15 protein-coding genes are annotated in these 18992 nt (G+C 72.6%); 12 read left to right on the top strand and 3 right to left on the bottom strand.

The features are described 5' to 3' along the window. Positions 1-44: 44 nt before the first annotated feature. The gene (locus ACFRCR_RS07755) at positions 45-533 is read right to left on the bottom strand and encodes a DUF4190 domain-containing protein (protein WP_377676520.1); all 489 of its coding nucleotides are present in this window, start codon (positions 531-533) and stop codon (positions 45-47) included. 270 nt (positions 534-803) lie between these two features. On the opposite strand from ACFRCR_RS07755, the gene ACFRCR_RS07750 reads away from it, so the two are divergent. From ACFRCR_RS07750 to ACFRCR_RS07740, 3 genes are all read left to right on the top strand, one after another. Then, complete coding sequence (locus ACFRCR_RS07750) at positions 804-1892, top strand: acyl-CoA desaturase (protein ID WP_225227709.1); 1089 nt, start codon at positions 804-806, stop codon at positions 1890-1892. Positions 1893-2001: 109 nt separating this feature from the next. Then, on the top strand, positions 2002-3663 hold the full coding sequence (locus ACFRCR_RS07745; protein WP_377676517.1) for a hypothetical protein: 1662 nt from the start codon (positions 2002-2004) through the stop codon (positions 3661-3663). 124 nt (positions 3664-3787) lie between these two features. Continuing rightward, a complete protein-coding gene (locus ACFRCR_RS07740; RefSeq protein ID WP_377676515.1) occupies positions 3788-5251 on the top strand; it encodes a family 20 glycosylhydrolase in 1464 nt (487 codons plus the stop codon). 92 nt (positions 5252-5343) lie between these two features. Here the strand turns inward: ACFRCR_RS07740 and ACFRCR_RS07735 are convergent, their stop codons facing one another. Next, positions 5344-7032, bottom strand: coding sequence for a dolichyl-phosphate-mannose--protein mannosyltransferase (locus ACFRCR_RS07735; protein WP_377676513.1), 1689 nt, complete (start codon positions 7030-7032; stop codon positions 5344-5346). 25 nt (positions 7033-7057) lie between these two features. Between ACFRCR_RS07735 and rsmI the strand changes: the two genes are divergently transcribed. Further along, the gene (rsmI, locus tag ACFRCR_RS07730; RefSeq protein ID WP_377676511.1) at positions 7058-8122 is read left to right on the top strand and encodes a 16S rRNA (cytidine(1402)-2'-O)-methyltransferase; all 1065 of its coding nucleotides are present in this window, start codon (positions 7058-7060) and stop codon (positions 8120-8122) included. Positions 8123-8199: 77 nt separating this feature from the next. Here rsmI and ACFRCR_RS07725 read toward each other — a convergent pair whose 3' ends face one another. Next, positions 8200-8805: an isochorismatase family protein gene (locus ACFRCR_RS07725; RefSeq protein ID WP_377676509.1), complete on the bottom strand. Its 606-nt coding sequence runs from the start codon at positions 8803-8805 to the stop codon at positions 8200-8202. A 198-nt stretch (positions 8806-9003) separates the two neighbouring features. Between ACFRCR_RS07725 and ACFRCR_RS07720 the strand changes: the two genes are divergently transcribed. From ACFRCR_RS07720 to ACFRCR_RS07685, 8 genes are all read left to right on the top strand, one after another. Then, positions 9004-9531, top strand: a complete 528-nt coding sequence (locus ACFRCR_RS07720; RefSeq protein WP_377676508.1) for a hypothetical protein — start codon at positions 9004-9006, stop codon at positions 9529-9531. Between the two features lie 228 nt (positions 9532-9759). Further along, positions 9760-10962, top strand: a complete 1203-nt coding sequence (locus ACFRCR_RS07715) for a thioredoxin domain-containing protein (RefSeq protein ID WP_377676506.1) — start codon at positions 9760-9762, stop codon at positions 10960-10962. 64 nt (positions 10963-11026) lie between these two features. After that, a complete protein-coding gene (locus tag ACFRCR_RS07710; RefSeq protein WP_377676505.1) occupies positions 11027-12223 on the top strand; it encodes an aminotransferase class I/II-fold pyridoxal phosphate-dependent enzyme in 1197 nt (398 codons plus the stop codon). Between the two features lie 71 nt (positions 12224-12294). Continuing rightward, positions 12295-13557, top strand: a complete 1263-nt coding sequence (locus ACFRCR_RS07705) for a PQQ-dependent sugar dehydrogenase (protein ID WP_377676504.1) — start codon at positions 12295-12297, stop codon at positions 13555-13557. A gap of 96 nt (positions 13558-13653) precedes the next feature. Continuing rightward, a complete protein-coding gene (gene metG, locus ACFRCR_RS07700) occupies positions 13654-15300 on the top strand; it encodes a methionine--tRNA ligase (RefSeq protein WP_377676502.1) in 1647 nt (548 codons plus the stop codon). Positions 15301-15302: 2 nt separating this feature from the next. Then, a complete protein-coding gene (locus ACFRCR_RS07695; RefSeq protein WP_377676500.1) occupies positions 15303-16232 on the top strand; it encodes a TatD family hydrolase in 930 nt (309 codons plus the stop codon). 130 nt (positions 16233-16362) lie between these two features. Beyond that, the gene (locus ACFRCR_RS07690) at positions 16363-17550 is read left to right on the top strand and encodes a ubiquitin-like domain-containing protein (protein ID WP_377676498.1); all 1188 of its coding nucleotides are present in this window, start codon (positions 16363-16365) and stop codon (positions 17548-17550) included. A 587-nt stretch (positions 17551-18137) separates the two neighbouring features. Beyond that, a partial coding sequence (locus tag ACFRCR_RS07685) for a ubiquitin-like domain-containing protein (protein ID WP_377676497.1) occupies positions 18138-18992 on the top strand: 855 nt, incomplete at its 3' end.

Raw genomic sequence — 18992 nt, 5'->3', positions numbered from 1 at the left:
CCGGCGTACGGTCGGGGCCCACGGGTCGGTGCGCCGTGAAGGCGTCACGGGCAGGTGACGGTCTCGCCCTGCCACACGACGGTCTCGCCCGAGGGGACGTTCTGGCAGGTCTCGAGCAGGTCGTTGACGAGGGCTCCACCTGCGGTGAGGAAGATGATCCCACCGATGATCGAGGCGACGAGCAGCACGGCGCCCACGATGATGCCGGCGAGCGCGATGCCGTTCTTGTAGCCGGCCTTCTTGGACTTGCTCAGCGCGACGATGCTGAGGATCAGACCGATGAGCGACGTGCAGCCGAGGATCGACAGCACGAGCCCCACGATGCCGAGCGTCTTGCCGGGGTCGGTCGCCGGGGCCGCGGTGCCGTACCCCTGGGGGGCGGGCGCCTGCGGTGCGCCGTACTGGGGCGCCTGGGGTGCGCCGGGGGCCGGGGCGCCGTACTGGGGCGCCTGGGGTGCCTGGCCGGCTGCCGGGTCCTGGGGCGCGCCGTAGGGGTCGGGCGTGCTGGGCGGGGTCTGGTCAGAGTTGGACATGTCGCTCCTTGTGGACGGGCTGGGATCGGGCCCAAGTATGGCGTGCCTGGTGACCCCGGACAACGCTCGCCCGTGACGTGTCGGGAGCGACGTCGTCGGTCTCGCACCGGGCTGGCCGGATGTGAAGGTCTCGTGGCGTCGGCGATCTCGTCGTGGACAAACCTACGCTTGCGTAGGTTGTGCGGGTACTGTCGGTCACGTTCGCGACGAAACCACCCGTCGGATGTGCTGCCCCCGGGCGTCGCGTCTGTGACCACGAGAGGCCATCCCTTGACGCTCGACGCCACCGCTCCTGGCCGCGCACAGTCTCCGCGTGAACGCCAGGTCAGCGAGTTCACCGCTCTCACCCGGACCGTCCAGGAGCTCGGCCTCATGCGCCGTCGCTACGGGTACTACTGGACCAAGTTCTCCGTCCTGCTCGCCCTGCTCGCGGCGACCGGGGTCGCGTTCGTCCTCATCGGCGAGTCCTGGTGGCAGATGGGCATCGCAGCGCTGCTCGCGGTGCTCCTGACGCAGACGGCGTTCCTGGGGCACGACGCCGCGCACCGCCAGATCTTCCGTTCGGGCGGCTGGAACGACTGGGCGAGCTTGGTCGTCGCCAACCTCCTGGGCGGGCTGTCCTACGGCTGGTGGCAGCACAAGCACTCGCGCCACCACGCCAAGCCCAACACCCGCGGCGGCGACCCGGACATGATCAACGGTGTGCTCGTCTGGGAGACCGAGACCCTCACCGAGACCAAGAGCGGGCTGCGCGCGTGGTTCGCCGCACGCCAGGGGTACCTCTTCTTCCCCCTGCTGCTCCTCGAGGGCCTCAACCTGCACGTCTCGGGCATCAAGACCATCTTCGGCCGGGGGCCGGTCAAGCGTCGCACCGTGGAGATCGTGTTCGTCGTTCTCCGTCTCGGCGGCTACCTCGCAGCCGTCTTCCTGGTCCTGCCCGTGGGGATGGGCTTCGCCTTCCTCGGCGTCCAGCTCGGCCTGTTCGGGGTGCTCATGGGGGCGTCGTTCGCGCCGAACCACAAGGGCATGCCGACCGTCGCCCCGGACGTCAAGATCGACTTCCTGCGCCGTCAGGTGCTCATGTCCCGCAACATCACGGGTGGCCGCTGGGTGGACGTCGCGATGGGCGGCCTGAACTTCCAGATCGAGCACCACCTCTTCCCGAGCATGCCGCGTCCTTCGCTGCGCAAGGTCCGACCCATCGTCAAGGAGTTCTGCGCCGAGCGGGGCATCCTCTACACCGAGACGACCCTCGTGGACTCGTACCGGATCGTCGTCCGGTACCTGAACAGGGTCGGCCTCGCGGCGCGTGACCCGTTCCAGTGCCCCCTCACGGCGCAGTACCGTTCGGTACGCTGAGCCTGCGGGCGGTCGACTCCGACCGGCTCGCGACGGTATCGGGCGACGGAGCCCCACGGCGACGCGCCGACGACTCGGCGCGACACACGCAGTAGGGGATGATAGAGACGTGAATTCACGGAAGGCCCGATTTGTCCTGGTCACCACGTCGCTCGCGCTGACGACGTCCCTGCTGGCCGCGTGCGGCGGCGGCGACGTGCCGGGCGAGGGATCCGAGAACCCGACCCAGGACCTGCGTGCCGCGGCGGTGGACAAGATCGCCCCCGTGCTCGTCCTGACCTCGACCGATCCCGCGGAGCTCGCGCTCACGGCGAGCCAGTCGTTCTTCGAGCAGGCTCCCGTGGTGCTCCTGGCCGACGCGGACGACGAGAGCGCGCAGGGCGCAGCCGCGGCGGCGGCGCTCGATCTCCACGCGCCGGTCCTGCTCATGGGCGGGGCGATCGCCGACAGCGGGCTCGCCAAGGAGGTCGAGCGTCTCGGAGCGGTCACCGCCGTCGTCGTGACACCTGACCGAGCGCCGAACGTCGACGCGGCCGGGGTCGTCACCGCCGGGGCTGCTGCCGTGCCGGCGCTGTCGAGCGAGGACCTGGAGCAGGAGGCGAGGAAGTCCGTCGAGGCGATCGATCCCGCTCTCGACGCCGTCACGCTGGACGCGGGCGCTCTCGTCGCGACCGCGGACGGCGGGGCCGAGATCGACGAGAACGACCTGGCCGAGGTGCGTGACCAGCTTCCCGAGACAGCGTCGCCCCGACTTCTCACGGAGGTCCTGGCGCTGGTCGACGAGGCGCCCGGTCAGACGGCCGCCCTCGCGACGGCGCAGGCCGCCGGAGTGGTCCCGCTCGCGGTGGCCGGGGGCGACCCGCGGGCGACCAGCGCATCGGTCCAGGCCATGGCCAAGGCCAAGGCGCTGGCCGTCGTCGGCATCGGCGAGTCCTTCGGCACGGTCGACGACCTCACGGCGCGTGTGCGGGCGGCCGAGACGGGCGTGGAGCTCGTCGGGGGCGGGCAGCTCGTGTCCGAGGGCAAGAGGTTCGTGGTGCTGCCCTCGACCACCGTCCCGTCGACCCCGGCCAGGGTCGCCGAGATGATCGCGAAGGTGGCGGCTCGCGCCGAGCCGTACGTCGAGGTCGCGACGGTCGCGGGTGACGAGACGGTGACGGTCCCGACGGTGGAGCTCGTCGTGACCGAGGCCTCGGGCGCCGCGGGCAAGGACGGGAACTACTCGACCGAGCTCGCCGTGGAGGCCGTCAGGCCGGCCGTGCAGGCCGCGCTCGACGCGGGGCAGCAGGTGCTGCTCGAGATCCAGCCCGGCCGGGCGTCGTTCGTCGACCAGGTCGAGCGGTACGCGGACCTGCTCGCGCTGCCCGGGGTGGGCGTCTCGCTCGACCTCGATGCTCGCCGCGCGGGCGGCGCGGTGAAGAAGGACGGGGAGGTTCCCGCGGAGGAGATCAACGAGGTCGTCTCCTACCTGGCGGGCTTCGTGGAGGCGAAGACACTCCCGCAGAAGATGCTCGTCGTGCACGCCTCGACGCCGAGGTCGGTGACGAACCTCGGCGCTCTCGCCACGACCGACGACTCGGTCGTCGTCGTGGTGCACTCCGACGTCGCGGGCTCGTACGCCGCACGGAGCAAGGCCTGGGACGCGCTCACGGCCGGTGCGCCCGCGGCCCTGCGCTGGGGGCGGACAGACCTCGTGGGCGAGGTGACGCCCGAGCGGGCCGCGACCACGGAGCAGGTCGCCCCGGCGCCTCTCGTCGTCGTCGTCGAGTAGGTCGGGCGCGCAGCCCGGTCGCGTTCTTGTTCCCGTCGGCCGGGCCGGTTACGGTATGTCGGCCAGTACAGACGAATCGATTCGACAGGGTCGGGTCGAGACAACCACGACGACGAGGTCCCCGATGGTCGCCATCATTCCCCAGCCCCTGCAGGTCGACGCCCCGGCGGGGGGCGATGCGCTCCGGCTCGAAGGGGCCGTCGTCGTCGCCGGTCCCTCCGCCGTCGAGCAGCACGTCGCCGCGTACGCCGCCGAGCTCCTGACGCGTGCGGCGGGCACGCGGGTCACGGTCGCGGACTCCCGGCCCGACGATGCCCCCACGGTCGAGCTGCGTCTGGCCGAGGACGCGGGTCCCGCGGGGTCGACGAGTCCCGAGCGCCACACGCTCGAGGTGTCCGGCGAGGGGGCCGTGCTGACGGCAGCCCAGCCCGTCGGGCTGTTCGACGCCGTGCAAACCCTTCGCCAGCTCGTCACCGAGGGGGAGCGGGGCGCGGAGGTGAGCGCCGTCGTCGTGCACGACGCCCCCCGCTACGCGTGGCGCGGCCTCTCGTTCGACGTCGCCCGCAACTTCTTCCCGCTCGAGCAGCTCGAGCTCGTGATCGACGTCCTCGCGTCGTACAAGCTCAACGTCCTGCACCTGCACCTCACGGACGACCAGGGCTGGCGCATCGAGACGCCGTCGCGCCCCGAGCTCGCGAAGCTCTCGTCCGACACCTCGACGAGCGGCAGGGCCGGGGGGCACCTGAGCCTCGCGGACTTCCGCCGCCTGCAGGACTACGCCGCGGACCGCTTCGTGACCGTCGTCCCCGAGATCGACCTGCCCGGGCACACCAACGCCGCGACCGCGGTCTACGGCGAGCTGCGCGCCGACGGGCAGCGCACCGCCAAGTACGAGGGCATCGAGGTCGGGTTCTCGCAGCTCACGTACGACCTGCCCGCGACCGAGCCCTTCCTGCGGGACGTCCTCGCCGACATCGCCGCGATCACGGACGGCGACTACGTCCACGTCGGTGGCGACGAGGCGCTGACGCTCGGGGCCGAGGAGTACGCGAAGTTCATCGCGCTGCTCGAGGAGATCGTGCTCGGCACGGGCAAGAAGGTCATCGCCTGGCAGGAGGCCGCGCAGGCCGACACCCGGCCCGAGACCCTGGTCCAGTACTGGGACACGCGCACCGACGTCGCGCCCTTCCTGGCCGCGGCCGAGCGCGGTTCGCGCTTCATCATGTCGCCCGGCAACCACGCGTACCTCGACATGAAGTACACCGCCGAGTACCCCCTGGGGCAGGACTGGGCCGGGCTCATCGAGCTGCGTACGGCGTACGACTGGGATCCGGCCGAGATCATCCCCGGGCTGCCCGCCGACCAGGTCGAGGGCGTCGAGGCCGCGATCTGGACCGAGACCCTGTCGACCCAGGAGGAGCTGTTCGGCATGCTGCTGCCGCGGCTGTCCGCCGCGGCGGAGGTCGCCTGGACCGCCCCCGAGCGCAAGGACTGGGAGGACTACCGTCGCCGCGTCGTGAGCGAGGCCGCGACGTGGCGCCGCGAGGGCCTGCCGTTCCACGAGACGCCGCAGGTCGACTGGTCCTAGCAGCCCGCTCCGTGCCGAGCACGCGGCGGGCGCCCAGGATCCCCAGGACCCAGGCGCCCACCGCATGCTCGGTACCGGGGCCGACGGCCCGGCTAGATCCAGCTCGGCAGCCACATGTGCAGGCGCCAGAACCACTCGGGGACGTTCATGGCCGTCCAGATCGGGTAGAAGAAGATGCTCATCACCACGATCACGGTCATGAGCGCCGTCACTCCCCAGATCACCCAGCCCCTGGCCGAGGGAAGCCGTTCGGTCCGCTCCAGCAGGACCGTCACGACGTAGACGAGCGCGAGGACCACCCACGGGGTGAACACGATCGCGTAGAACGTGAAGATCGTGCGGTCCGGGTACGCGAACCAGGGGAGCCACCCGGCGACGAGGCCGCTGAGGACGGCCGTGGCCCGCCAGTCCTTGCGCCACACCAGGAGCACCACGGTCGCGACCACCGCGAGGGTCGCCGACCACCACAGGACCGGGTTGCCGAGCGACGTGACGACGCGCGCGCACTCGTCGTAGCCGCAGCCCGTCACGCCGTCGGACCCGTCGCGGTAGTAGAACGACGTCGGACGCCACTGGACGAGCCAGCCGACGGGCTTGGAAGCGTACGCGTGCTCGGCGCTGAGCCCGGTGTGGAAGTCCATCATCTTCTGGTGGTACGCCCACAGCGACCGCAACGACTCGGGGAGCCACTGCACGCCCTCGCCGGGGTGCTCTGCGGCCCAGCCCCGCATGTACGCGCTGGGCGAGCGGAACCACGAGAACCACGTGGCCAGGTAGGTGAGCGCCGCGGTGGGCAGCATGACCAGCGCGGCGGGGACGGCGTCGAGCAGGAGCGCGTCCTCCCACCACTGCTTGATCCCGACGGCACGGCGCGCGCTCGCGTCCCACAGCACCGACAGCAGCGCGAACACCGCGAGGAAGTACAGGCCGGACCACTTGACCCCGCACGCGAGGCCGAGCGAGACGGCCGCCGCGAATCGCCACCACCGCCACCCGAGCCACGGCCCGTACCGGCCGATCTCCTGGCCCGTGTCGAGGATCGCCCCCACCTTGTCGGCGAGTCGCCGCCTGGCCTGCTCCCGGTCCAGCAGGAGGAAGCCGAAAGCGACGAGCACCCAGAACATGAGGAAGTTGTCGAGCAGCCCCGTGCGCGAGTGCACGATCGCCATGCCGTCGATCGCCAGCAGCCCGCCCGCGAGGACGCCCATCGCGGTCGACGCGAACAGGCGGCGCGCGATCCGGGCCAGGAGGAACACGGCGAGCACGCCGACCACCGCGGTCGAGATGCGCCACGACCACGGGTTCTCGGCGCCCCCGAACAGCTGCATGCCGCCCGCGATCATCCACTTGCCCAGGGGAGGGTGCACCACGTAGTCGGGCAGGTTCAGGAACGTGTCGACGTTCCCCGCCTCGAACGCGGGATTGGGCTCGTCCGGCCACTTCGCCTCGAACCCGACCCGCAGCAGCGTGTACGCCTGCTTGACGTAGTACGTCTCGTCGAAGACCAGGGTGCCGGGGCGCCCCAGGTCCCACAGCCGCAGCACGCCGGCGAGCAGCGCGACGAGCCCGGGGCCGAGCCAGCCCCACAGCCGGTCCTTCGACGTCGCCCCGAGCGCGAGGCGGCGCGCGCCGAGCAGCGTCAGCAGCAGGCGGTCCCGGGCGGGCAGCGCCGGGTCCGGCGCCTCGACCGCCTCGGCCCGGGGTGTCGGGAACGGGTCGTCGGTCGCAGGGGAAGGGACGGCCGGCGTCGGGTCCGAGGAAGGCTGGGGCACGTCGGCCATCGTAGGACGTGGAACGCTAGGGGGTATGAGCACCGCCCGCCCCGCGCCCGCGCCCACTCCTGAGTCGTCCGTTCCCCTGCCCGACGGCGCCGCACCGGTCGGGGCTGCAGGGCACCTCGCCGAGGTGGGCGAGCAGGTGGGAGGCGAGGCGCCTGGGGCGAGCGACGTCGTCGGGCCGGAGGACGGGGCCTCCGCGGCGAGCGACCACGAGACCTCCCACGAGGGCCTGACCGCCGAGCGCGACGCCAAGGACGACGGGCACCTGGTCCTGGCCGCGACGCCCATCGGCAACGTCGAGGACGCGAGCCCGCGGCTGCGACGCCTCCTGACGGAGTCCGCGGTCGTCGCGGCCGAGGACACGCGCCGGCTGCACGCCCTCGCCGCGCGCATGGGCGTGTCGATCGGCGGCCGCGTCGTGAGCTATCACGAGCACAACGAGGTCGAGCGCGCCGACGAGCTGCTCGACGTCGTCGAGGGCGGTGGCACGGTCGTGATCGTGACCGACGCCGGCATGCCGTCCGTCTCGGACCCCGGCTACCGGGTCGTGACACGGGCCGTCGAGCGGGACCTGCCCATCACCTCGGCCCCCGGCCCCAGCGCCGTGCTGACCGCGCTCGCGCTGTCCGGCCTGCCGACCGACCGCTTCTGCTTCGAGGGCTTCCCGCCCCGCAAGCCCGGCGAGCGCGCCCGCACGTTCGAGGCCCTCGCGCGCGAACCCCGGACCATGGTCTTCTTCGAGGCCCCGCACCGCATCGACGACACGCTCGCCGCGATGGCCGAGGGCTTCGGGCCAGACCGCCCCGCGGCCGTGTGCCGCGAGCTGACCAAGACGTACGAGGAGGTGCTGCGCGGCACGCTCGGCGAGCTCGCGGCCGAGGCTGCCGACCGGCAGCTCCGAGGAGAGATCTGCGTCGTCGTGGCCGGGGCGCCGGCGCGCGAGGCCGTGTCCGTCGAGGAGCTCGTCGCGGAGGTCCTGGTCAGGGTCGGCGCCGGGGAGCGCCTCAAGGAGGCCGTCGCCGAGGTCGCGACCGCCGCGGGCGTACCCAAGCGCGACCTGTACGCGGCGGCGCTCGCGGTGCGCAAGGCCTGACGGGCTCACCGGCCGCCGGGTGGGGCTGCCGGGCAGGACGGAGCGTCGGCCCGTGGCCACGCTCGTCCTGGCGAGCATCATGCCTCGGTCGAGCGCACCAGCTCGACGCCCGCCGCCGCGAGCTCGACCCGGGCAGCCTCCCCGAGCTCGGCCGAGACCGGGACCGTGAGATCCGTCAGGACCCGGGTCGCGAGCCCCAGCGCGTGCGCGTCGAGCGCGGTCGCCCGGACGCAGTGCGACTCCGCGATCCCGACGACGTCGGCCGCGGCGACCCCCGCCTCCTGGAGGATCTGCGCGAGGGAGCGGCCCTCGCCGTCGACCCCCTCGAAGCCCGAGTACGCCGCCTGGTACTCGCCCTTCTTGACGCTCGCATCGGGCGCGAGGTCCGCGAGGGCCGGGTGCAGCTCGGCGTTCGGCGTGCCCGCGAGGCCGTGCGGCGGCCACGTGTCGACGAAGTCGGGAACCTCGGGGGCTGTCGCGAAGTGGTGGCCCGGATCGACGTGCCAGTCCTGGGTCGTCACGACGAGGTCGTAGCCCGCGCGGCGCTCGGCGGCGAAGACCGCGATGGCCTCGGCGACCGCGTTGCCGCCCTCGACCGCGAGCTCACCGCCCTCGCAGAACGTGGGCTGGACGTCGACGACGATCAGGGCACGGCCCGTGGCCGGGGTGTCGGTGCTGGTCATGGCACCACTCTGCCACCGCCCGGCGGGGCGGGGAACGCTCGGGGCCGGTACGGGTTCACGGGCGGGGTGCCGGGGTGCGGGCATCGGCGTCGGCGACAGCGGCGGGCGTTGGCGGCGCGCGTCGAGCCCGTCGTTCGTAGGCTGGGTCGAGATCCGCCGGCGGGCCTCGTCGGACGGTCCGAGCGAAGGAGCCCGAGGATGAGCACCACAGGCGCGACCGACCGCCCGAGCCCGACCGAGCACGCGACCGGGCCGGCGACCGCTCCCTCCGCCGGTCACGCGCCGGGGGAGCGGCCCATCGGGTACTGGCTCAAGCTCGTCGACCGGCTGATCGACCAGAGCTTCGACGACGTCTTCCTGCGCACCGGCCTCACCCGCCGCCACTGGCAGGTCCTCAACATGATCCGCGACGGCGTCTCCGACGCCACGACGGTCGACAGCGTCCTGTCGCCGTTCGCGCCCGCGGGCGGTGCCGGTGGTTCCCCGGGCCAGGCAGCCGGGGTGTCCGCCGAGATCTCCGACCTGCGGACCAGGGGCTGGATCGCGCAGGGAGGATCGGGCTGGGAGGTGACGGTCGCGGGCCAGCACGCCTACCACGACCTGCTCGACGCCGTCTCGATCACGCGTGAGCGGCTCGCCGAGGGCATCACGCGCGAGCAGTACGACCGGACGATCGCGACGCTCGAGCAGATGGCCCGCAACCTCGGATGGGCACCGGGGGCCTGAGAGCGGGGAACTGCGCGCGCGGCCCCGGCCGACCTCGGGGCCAGGCGGTCACGACGCTCGGACCGCCCTTGCGGGCGACGGCGCCGACGTGCACGGACCGCGTACCCTGACGGCGCGAGACGCGTCGCCCCGGGACCAGCCCTGCCCGACGGCGCCGCTCGCCCCCGCAGCCCGGGTGGCACCTACCGCCCAGGTGGCACCGTCGCCCACGAGACACCGAGGACCGACATGCTTCACGACGAGGCCCTTCGCGCCGCCCAGGACCCGGCAGCACCACCGACCGTGCTCGCCCAGGTCGCGGCCGAGCACCCCGACCTGCGCCCCCACGTCGCCGTGCACCCCGGCGCCTACCCCGGGCTGCTCTCCTGGCTCGCGGCCTGGGGCGACCCGGCCGTCGACGCGGCGCTCGCGGCCCGTGCGCAGGAGGAGGCCGCCGCACCCCGGTTCGCCTCGCCCTACGCACCACGCGCCGTCGCGGGTCCGTCGGAGGTGGGGCAGCCTTCCGCGCACCCCGCCTCGACGTACCCCGCTGCGCCGGCCCCGGGGACGACGTACCCGACCGCGCCATCGCGCGCCGCGACGTACCCGGGCGGGGCGGCCTACGCCGTCGGGCCGCAGGTCGCCGCGGTCGACGGGCCGCAGCCCTCCCACCCACGGCATCCGCGCGTGACCCTGCTCGCCGCGCTCGCCGGTCTGGTCCTGGTGCTCCTCGTGGCGCTCGTCGTGTTCCTGGCCACGACCGGCGGGACACCGTCCGCCGCACCCGCGTCCCCGGCTGAGCGGGGCCAGGGGGCTGGGCCCGGCACCTCGCCTGCGCCCGAGGACCAGGGCTCTGCGGACGCGCCCGCGAACGCGACGCCCGACCACGGCCTCGTCGCCGGGGCGGGCGACCCGGCGGCCCCGGTGACGATCGAGGTCTACGTCGACTACATGTGCCCCGTCTGCGGGCAGTTCGAGGAGATCAACGGCGCAGGGCTCGCAGCCCTGCGCGACGACGGGAGCGTCCGCGTGGTCGTCCATCCCGTCGCGATCCTCGACCGGTACTCGCAGGGCTCGCGGTACTCGACGCGCGCGGCCGCGTCGGCGGCCTTCGTGGCCGACCGCGCCCCCGACGCGTTCCAGGGCTTCCACGCCGGCCTCCTCGCGGGACAGCCGGAGGAGGGGACGGCAGGGCTGAGCGACGAGCAGATCGCGGACGTTGCCCGCGCGGCCGGAGTGCCCGCCGACGTCGCCGCCGAGATCGCTGACGGGGGTGCGTCGCGGTTCGCGGGCTGGGTCGCCGCGGCGACCGGCACCGCGACAGGCGACGCCGCGCTCGAAGGCCCACGGGGTTTCGGCACGCCGACCATCGTGATCGACGGCGAACGGTGGGAAGGGGACTGGACCGACCCGCAGGCGCTCCCGCAGGCGGTCGAGGGCGAGTCCGTCTGAACCCGTCGTCCGACCCTGCGGACCGGACGGCGCCCCAGCGCGGGGCAGGCGTACCCTGCCATGCATGCCACGCGAGATGGAGTTCCGCCGGATCCCCGGCCTGCCCCCGTACGTCTTCACGATCATCGACTCGCTCAAGCTCGAGGCACGCCGTGCCGGGCGCGACGTGATCGACCTGGGCTTCGGCAACCCCGACCTGCCGAGCCCGCAGGTCGCGGTCGACAAGCTCGCGGAGGCGGTCCACAACACGCGCAACCACCGCTACTCGGCGTCGCGCGGCATCCCCAAGCTGCGGCAGGCGGCGGCGGACATGTACCAGCGCAGGTTCGGCGTGACGCTCGACCCGGACACCGAGATCATCTCGACCATCGGCGCCAAGGAAGGGTTCAGCCACCTCATGTGGGTGCTGCTCCAGCCGGGCGACGCCGCGATCGTGCCGACGCCCAGCTACCCCATCCACATCTGGGGTCCGTACTTCGCGGGGGCCGACGCCCGCCAGGTCGCGATCGGTGACGGCACGGACGCGGCAGGGTACATCGACCGCGTGATGGAGTCGTGGGAGTACGGGTGGCCCAAGGCTCGCGTCGTGGTCCTGTCCTTCCCGCACAACCCGACCACGACGATCGCGACCAAGGAGGACTTGCAGCGCCTCGTCGACTGGGCGCGCGAGCGCGACGTGGTCCTGGTGCACGACCTCGCCTACGCCGACATGACGTTCGACGGCTGGCGCCCGCCGTCGATCATGGAGTGCGACGGGGCCAAGGAGGTCGCGGTCGAGCTCTACTCCATGACCAAGTCGTACTCGATGGCGGGCTGGCGCGTGGCGTTCCTCGTGGGACGCCCGGACGTCGTCGGGGCGCTCGCGAAGCTCAAGTCGTACCTCGACTACGGCACGTTCCAGCCCATCCAGATCGCAGCGACCGTGACGCTCAACGAGGCGCTCGACTTCCCGACCGAGGTCTCGGCGGTGTACGAGTCGCGCCGCAACACGCTGTGCGACGGGCTCGACCGCATCGGGTGGGACATCCACCGGCCGAAGGGCACCATGTTCGCGTGGGCGCGCATCCCCGAGCCGTACCGCGAGATGGGGTCGATCGAGTTCGCGACCCACGTGATCGAGAAGTGCGACGTCGCGGTCTCGCCCGGGGTCGGGTTCGGGCCCGGGGGCGACGGGTTCGTGCGGTTCGCCCTCATCGAGAACGAGCAGCGCACCGCGCAGGCGATCCGCAACCTCAAGAAGGGCCTGACGCGGCTGCAGTAGTGCGGCGGGCCTGCGACGATGGCTGAGACGAGGGCACCGGTCGGGTGCCGGACGGATGCCGGGAGGCGGCCATGCAGGTGTGGCGACGACCGCCGCGGGTGCTGGCCGTGGTCACGCTCCTGGTCCTGGCGGCGTGCTCGGGCGAGGCGTCCGACGCATCGAGTCCCACGGTGACACCACCACGAGAACCGTCCGGGACCGCGGCGCCGACGCCGAGTCCGGCGCCGGCCCCCACGGCGTCGTCGTCCGTCGTCCCGTCGGTCACCGCGACGGCGACGTCGCTGATCGACGACCTGCCCTCACCCTGGGGGCTCGCGGCGCTTCCCGACGAACGGGTGCTGAGCACCTCGCGCGACGAGGGCACGGTGAGCATCCTGGACCCGGGCGCCGGGACCGCTGTCCCGGTCACGGGCCCGGGGGCCGACGAGCTGACGTCCGGTACCGACCACGGGGGCGAGGGCGGACTGCTGGGGGTCGCGGTCTCGCCGACCTTCGCGACCGACGGCACGGTGGTGGTCTACCGGACGGGCGCGGACGGCAACTCGGTGCTGCGCGGGACCTTCGACCCGGGCGCGGCGGTGCTCGGCGAGCTGACGACGGTCGTGGACGACATCCCGAAGGCGAGCAACCACAACGGCGGCCAGGTCGCGTTCGGGCCGGACGGCTTCCTGTACGTCGCGACGGGTGACGCGACCGAGTCGGGGGCCGCGCAGGACCCGGACTCGCTCGCGGGCAAGATCCTGCGGGTCACGCTCGACGGCCAGGCGGCGCCGGGCAACCCGGGCGGCTCCCGGGTGTGGAGCCTCGGGCACCGCAACGTGCAGGGTCTGGGGTGGGACGCGACGGGTCGGATGTTCGCGAGCGAGTTCGGCCAGAACACCCTCGACGAGGTCAACGTGATCGTCCCGGGTGGCAACTACGGCTGGCCCGAGCGCGAGGGCACTCTCGGTGCCGCCACCGCCCCTGACGGGACGGCCTTCGTCGACCCGGTCGCGACCTGGCCCACGTCGGAGGCGAGCCCGAGCGGCCTCGCGGTCACGCGTGACGCCGTGTACGTCGCGGGGCTGCGCGGTGAGCGCCTGTGGCGCGTCCCGTTCGCGTGGGCCCCGGACCAGTCGCCCGACGGCGGAGGCTCGCCCTCGGCGTTCGGCGAGCCGCAGGCGTTGCTCACGGGGGAGTGGGGACGGCTGCGTGCCGTGGTCCCGTTCCCCTTCAAGGCCACGGACCCGGACCCGCCGTGGGCGCTGCTCGTGCTGACGAACGAGACCGACGGGCGGGGGAGCCCGTCCGCGGGCGACGACCACCTGCTGCGGGTCGGCCTCGCGAACGGCTGAGCGTGCGCGTCCCCGTCGGCGCGTGGGCACGTCACCCTCGGCGTGGTCCGCGGACGGCGGCACGGCAGCCGGGCCGAGCCAACTACGATGAGGACCATGCCTGACGCAGCCCCGGAGACCTTCTATCTCACGACCCCGATCTACTACGTGAACGACGCCCCGCACATCGGGCACGCGTACACGACGGTCGCGGCCGACGTCGTCACCCGCTGGCACCGCCAGCGCCAGGAGCCGGTCTGGTTCCTGACGGGGACGGACGAGCACGGTCAGAAGGTCATGCGCACGGCCGAGGCCAACGGCGTGACCCCCCAGGAGTGGGCGGACCGCCTGGTCGAGAGCTCGTGGAAGCCCGTCCTGCACACGCTCGACGCGCTCAACGACGACTTCATCCGTACGACCCAGCCGCGCCACACCGAGCGTGTACAGGCGTTCATCCAGGACCTGTACAACAAGGGCGAGATCTACGCGGGGTCGTACGAGGGCCCGTACTGCGTGGGCTGCGAGGAGTACAAGCTCCCGGGCGACCTGGTCGACGGCACGGGCGAGTACGAGGGCCAGAAGCTCTGCCCCATCCACGGCAAGCCCGTCGAGATGCTCTCCGAGCAGAACTACTTCTTCAAGATGAGCGCGTACCAGGACCGCCTGCTCGCGCTCTACGAGGCGCACCCGGAGTTCGTCCAGCCGGCCAGCGCCCGCAACGAGGTGCTCGCGTTCGTCAAGGGCGGCCTGCAGGACCTGTCGATCTCGCGCAACACGTTCGACTGGGGCATCCCCATCCCGTGGGACACCACGCACGTGCTCTACGTGTGGTTCGACGCGCTGCTCAACTACGCGACCGCCGTCGGGCTGGACAGCGACGACCCCGAGCAGCAGGCCAAGTTCGCAGCCACCTGGCCCGCGAGCGTGCACCTCGTCGGCAAGGACATCCTGCGCTTCCACGCGGTGATCTGGCCCGCGATGCTCATGGCCGCGGGACTGCCCCTGCCCAGGACGGTGTTCGCGCACGGCTGGCTCCTGGTCGGCGGCGAGAAGATGAGCAAGTCGAAGCTCACGGGCATCGCCCCGAGCCAGATCATCGACCACTTCGGGTCCGACGCGTTCCGCTACTACTTCATGCGCGCCATCGCGTTCGGCCAGGACGGGTCGTTCTCGTGGGAGGACCTCTCGGCCCGCTACAACGCGGAGCTCGCGAACGGCTTCGGCAACCTCGCGTCACGCGTCGCGGCCATGGTCGGCAAGTACTACGGGGGCGTGCTCCCGCAGGCGGGCCCCGCCGGGCCGGCCGAGCAGGCGCTCGAGCAGGTCGCCGCCCAGGCGGTCGCGGCTGCCGAGAAGGCGATCGACGCGCTCGCGATCCACGAGGCCATCAACGCGGTGTGGACGCTCGTCGACGCCACGAACCTGTACCTCACGGAGCAGGAGCCGTGGAAGGTCGCGAAGCTCGACGAGGAACGTGACGGCACGGCGCCCGACGCGGCCTGGATCCAGGAGGGCCGCCTCGCCACGATCCTCGTCACGGCCGCCGAGGCGCTGCGCTCGCTCGCCGTCCTGCTCCACCCGATCACCCCGAAGGCCGCCCAGGCGCTCTGGGAGTCGCTCGGCGCCGAGGCGCCGCTCGGCACGCTCGCGATCCAGCCGGTCGACGGCGCCGCGCGCTTCGGCGCGCTGCCTGCCGGCACCACGGTCACCAAGGGCGCGTCGCTGTTCCCGCGCCTCGAGGACCCGGTCGTCGAGGGCGCCTGACCGTGGCGCGCAGGCGCGAGCGCGGGTGGCCGCCCGCCCCCGAGGCGCTGCCGCTGCCCGTGGTCGACGACCACACGCACCTCGAGTCGATCGCGGGCGTCCTGCCCGACGTCGACGAGGAGGGGCGAGCGGTCCCCGTCCCGACGGTCGAGCAGCACCTCGAGGACGCGGCCCGGGCGGGTGTGGACCGGATGGTGCAGGTCGGCTGCGACCTGCCCTCCGCCCGGTTGACCGACGTCCTGGTACGTGAGCACCGGGCGCTCCTCGGCGCGATCGCGATCCACCCCAACGAGGCGACCCTGCACGCGGGCGTCACGGAGGTGGGCCCCGACGGACTGACCCCGACGCCCGAGGCGCGCCACGCCGTCGGGCTCGACGACGCGATCGCGGAGATCGCCGCGATCGCGCGCGGCAACGACCGCATCCGCGCGATCGGCGAGACGGGCATGGACCTGTTCCGCACGGGACCGCAGGGCGCGGCGGTCCAGCGAGAGTCGTTCCGGGCGCACGTCGCGCTCGCGAAGGAGCTCGGGCTCCCGCTCCAGATCCACGACCGGGACGCGCACGCCGAGGTCGTCGAGGTGCTCCTCGCGGACGGCGCCCCCGAACGGACCGTCTTCCACTGCTTCTCGGGCGACGTCGAGATGGCCCGGCTCTGCGCGGCGCAGGGGTGGTACCTGTCGTTCGCGGGCCCCGTGACGTTCGGCGCGAACGACGAGCTGCGTGCGGCCCTCGCGGCGGTGCCGCTCGCCCAGGTGCTCGTCGAGACCGACGCGCCCTACCTCACGCCGCACCCGTACCGCGGGCGTCCCAACGCCCCCTATCTGCTGCCGCACACGGTCCGCAAGGTCGCCGAGGTCACGGGCGTACCGCTCGTCGAGGTCTGCGCCCGGCTGAGCGCGACGGCCGAGCAGGTCTACGGCCCCTGGTGAGCCGTGGCCGTGGTGGCCCGTGCGCCGGCCGCGACGCGCCGGACGGACTTCCCCCGGAGGTCACGTATCCATTACGGTCTGCATGTCCGTGATGCCCGGTGCATCGCGGGCCGGGATGCGAGAAGAACGGATGGTTCACGTGGTCGGTCGCGCGGGCGCCCTCAGGGACTCCTTGACGGGCAGGCGGCGGATCGTCGCGCAGGCGGCGATCCTGGCGACCGTGGTGGGTGCGACCGGGGTCTTCGCGCTCGCACACAAGTCGGTGACGATCGACCTCGACGGCGAGGTCCGCACCGTGAGCGCCTACGGTTCCACGGTCGGCGAGCTGCTGGCGTTCCAGAAGATCGCGGTCAAGGACAGCGACCTCGTCGAGCCCGCCACCTCGGCCGCCGCGAGCGACGGAGGCACGATCGTCGTGCGGACCAGCCGCGAGGTCTCCCTCGAGGTCGACGGCGAGCCGCAGACCTTCGTGACGACCGCGAGCACGGTGGGCGAGCTCATCAGCGCCCTGGGCCCGCGCGCGGAGGGGGCCAAGACCTCGGCGTCGCGCTCCCAGTCGATCGGACGGGAGCAGATCCGCGTCTCGACTCTCAAGACCGTCCACGTCGCGGTCGACGGCGGGATCGTCTCGGCCACCACGGCGGAGGCCTCGGTCCAGGGTGTCCTCGACCACGCGGGGATCGTGCTGTCGGAGGGGGACGCGGTGTCGGTCCCGCTCGGCGCTGCGGCGGTCGACGGCATGCTCGTCCTGGTCACCCGTGCGGCGCAGGGGGCGGCGACGGTCACGGAGTCGCTGCCCTTCGCCACGGAAGAGGTCAAGGATCCCTATCTTCCCCAGGGGCAGCGCAACGTCAGGACCTCCGGCAAGGTCGGCGAGGCGGTCACGACCTACGAGATCCAGACGGTCGGAGGGGCCGAGGTCTCGCGGACCGTCCTCGAGCGCACGGTCACCCGCGAGCCGCGCACCGAGGTCGTCGTGGTCGGCACGCTCGACCCGTCGACGATCAAGGTCGACCCGGGATCCTCCAAGGCGATCGCCAAGTCCCTCGCCGCCCAGCGAGGGTGGGGGGACGACCAGTTCGCATGCCTCGACCTGCTCTGGATGAAGGAGAGCAAGTGGAACGCGACCGCGGAGAACCGGTCGAGCGGTGCCTACGGCATCCCGCAGGCTCTTCCCGGTTCCAAGATGGCCAGCGCGGGCGCCGACTGGCGGACCAACCCGGCGACCCAGATCACCTGGGGCCTGGGGTACATCGAGGGCCGCTACGGCACGCCGTGCGGGGCATGGAGCCACTCGCAGGCCAAGGGCTGGTACTGACGCCTCTCGGGCGCCGGTGCGCGAGCTCTCGTGCCCACGGTGATGTGTCGCCCGTCTCCGGGACCTGTGAAGGTTTCACCCGCGAAGCGCGTATCACGCCCCTGACATAGGCGGAGAAATGCGGACAGAAGCGCCCCGGGGTGCACGTCCCACGGTTGGCAGCGGATAACGGATCGGTTACGGTCAACTGTCGCGCGCTGCTGCCCGTCCTGTGTTCACCCGCTCATCGCCGGGTGCGTCTCCCGCTCATCACCGGGTGCCCAGGACCGGAGGGTGCGCGTCCTGCTGTGGTCCTGAGCATCGGGCCGTCGGCGGAAAACGACAGCCGGATCGGTCTTTCGGAACCAGCGGTGGGACGCCCTCGGGCGACCCGCTCCGACGCTCCTTCGAGCGCCGGGACCGCCGGTGGCGCCCCGCGCCGCCCGAACTCCGTGCCCGGGAGGCTCGACGACTGGACTCGAGTGAAGAACCCCCTGAACCGGACCGCACACGCGGCCAGCGCCACTGCCCCCGTTTCTTCGACTTCTGATGGTGTCGAGGCTGAGGCCTCCGCCACTTCCCCTGCTGTGCGGCGTCGCCGTTGGCCCTTGATCGCCGGTGCGACTGCTGTCGCGCTCGTGGCGACCGGTGCGGTCGCGTACGGTTCCGCGAAGAAGACCGTCGAGCTCGATGTCGATGGTGAGATCACCACGGTGAGCACGTTTGCCGGTTCGGTCGAGGGTCTCCTGGCCGAGGAGGGTGTGCGGGTCACCGACAAGGACCTGATCGCTCCTGCGGGTGATTCCGCGCTCAAGAACGGTGCTGACGTCGTGGTGCGTTATGGGCGTCAGGTGACCGTGCAGACCGATGGTCAGCAGAGCGACGTGTGGGTCACGGCTCTGGATGCCGACGAGGCGCTCGACACGCTCGCGGGTCGTGGTGCCGACGTGCGCCTGGTCGCCTCCCGCGCCGGTGCCGACGGGCGTGCTGCCCTGCCGCTGCGCCTCGACGCGAACGGGCCCGTGAGCGTGGTGGCCGACGGCCAGACCAAGACGGCCCCCGACGGGTCGATCGGCGTCAACTCGATCCTCGACCAGCAGGGTGTCGTGCTCGGCGAGCAGGACCGTGTGTCGGTCGCCCGCGACGAGACGGCCGACCCCGCGATCTCCCTCGTGGTGCAGCGCGTCGCCGTGAGCGACGTCCCCACGGTCACGCCGATCCCCTTCGAGACGGTCACCGAGCAGGACGCGAACCGCTTCGCGGACCAGGACCCGGTCGTCAAGCAGGAGGGCGTCGAGGGTGCCTCGACCAAGGTCGAGACCGTCACGACGGTCGACGGCGTCGAGGAGTCCCGCGTGCTGGTCTCGGACGGCGTCACGGCCGAGCCGGTCGCCAAGATCGTCGTGCAGGGCACCAAGGAGCGCCCGAAGGCGGCTCCGGCGCCCAAGGCCGCCCCCCAGGCC

Origin of the sequence: Oerskovia sp. NPDC056781, assembly GCF_042789955.1 — a bacterium.
GTDB classification, from domain to species: Bacteria; Actinomycetota; Actinomycetes; order Actinomycetales; family Cellulomonadaceae; genus Oerskovia; species Oerskovia rustica.
This window is presented reverse-complemented; position numbering and strand designations above follow the sequence as displayed.

Excerpts from the sequence above, each read along its gene's own strand:
- ACFRCR_RS07755 (WP_377676520.1), bottom strand. The coding sequence starts at position 533 with ATGTCCAACTCTGACCAGACCCCGCCCAGCACGCCCGACCCCTACGGC.
- ACFRCR_RS07740 (WP_377676515.1), top strand. The coding sequence starts at position 3,788 with ATGGTCGCCATCATTCCCCAGCCCCTGCAGGTCGACGCCCCGGCGGGG.
- ACFRCR_RS07735 (WP_377676513.1), bottom strand. The coding sequence starts at position 7,032 with ATGGCCGACGTGCCCCAGCCTTCCTCGGACCCGACGCCGGCCGTCCCT.
- rsmI (WP_377676511.1), top strand. The coding sequence starts at position 7,058 with ATGAGCACCGCCCGCCCCGCGCCCGCGCCCACTCCTGAGTCGTCCGTT.
- ACFRCR_RS07725 (WP_377676509.1), bottom strand. The coding sequence starts at position 8,805 with ATGACCAGCACCGACACCCCGGCCACGGGCCGTGCCCTGATCGTCGTC.
- ACFRCR_RS07720 (WP_377676508.1), top strand. The coding sequence starts at position 9,004 with ATGAGCACCACAGGCGCGACCGACCGCCCGAGCCCGACCGAGCACGCG.
- ACFRCR_RS07715 (WP_377676506.1), top strand. The coding sequence starts at position 9,760 with ATGCTTCACGACGAGGCCCTTCGCGCCGCCCAGGACCCGGCAGCACCA.
- ACFRCR_RS07710 (WP_377676505.1), top strand. The coding sequence starts at position 11,027 with ATGCCACGCGAGATGGAGTTCCGCCGGATCCCCGGCCTGCCCCCGTAC.
- ACFRCR_RS07705 (WP_377676504.1), top strand. The coding sequence starts at position 12,295 with ATGCAGGTGTGGCGACGACCGCCGCGGGTGCTGGCCGTGGTCACGCTC.
- metG (WP_377676502.1), top strand. The coding sequence starts at position 13,654 with ATGCCTGACGCAGCCCCGGAGACCTTCTATCTCACGACCCCGATCTAC.
- ACFRCR_RS07690 (WP_377676498.1), top strand. The coding sequence starts at position 16,363 with ATGGTTCACGTGGTCGGTCGCGCGGGCGCCCTCAGGGACTCCTTGACG.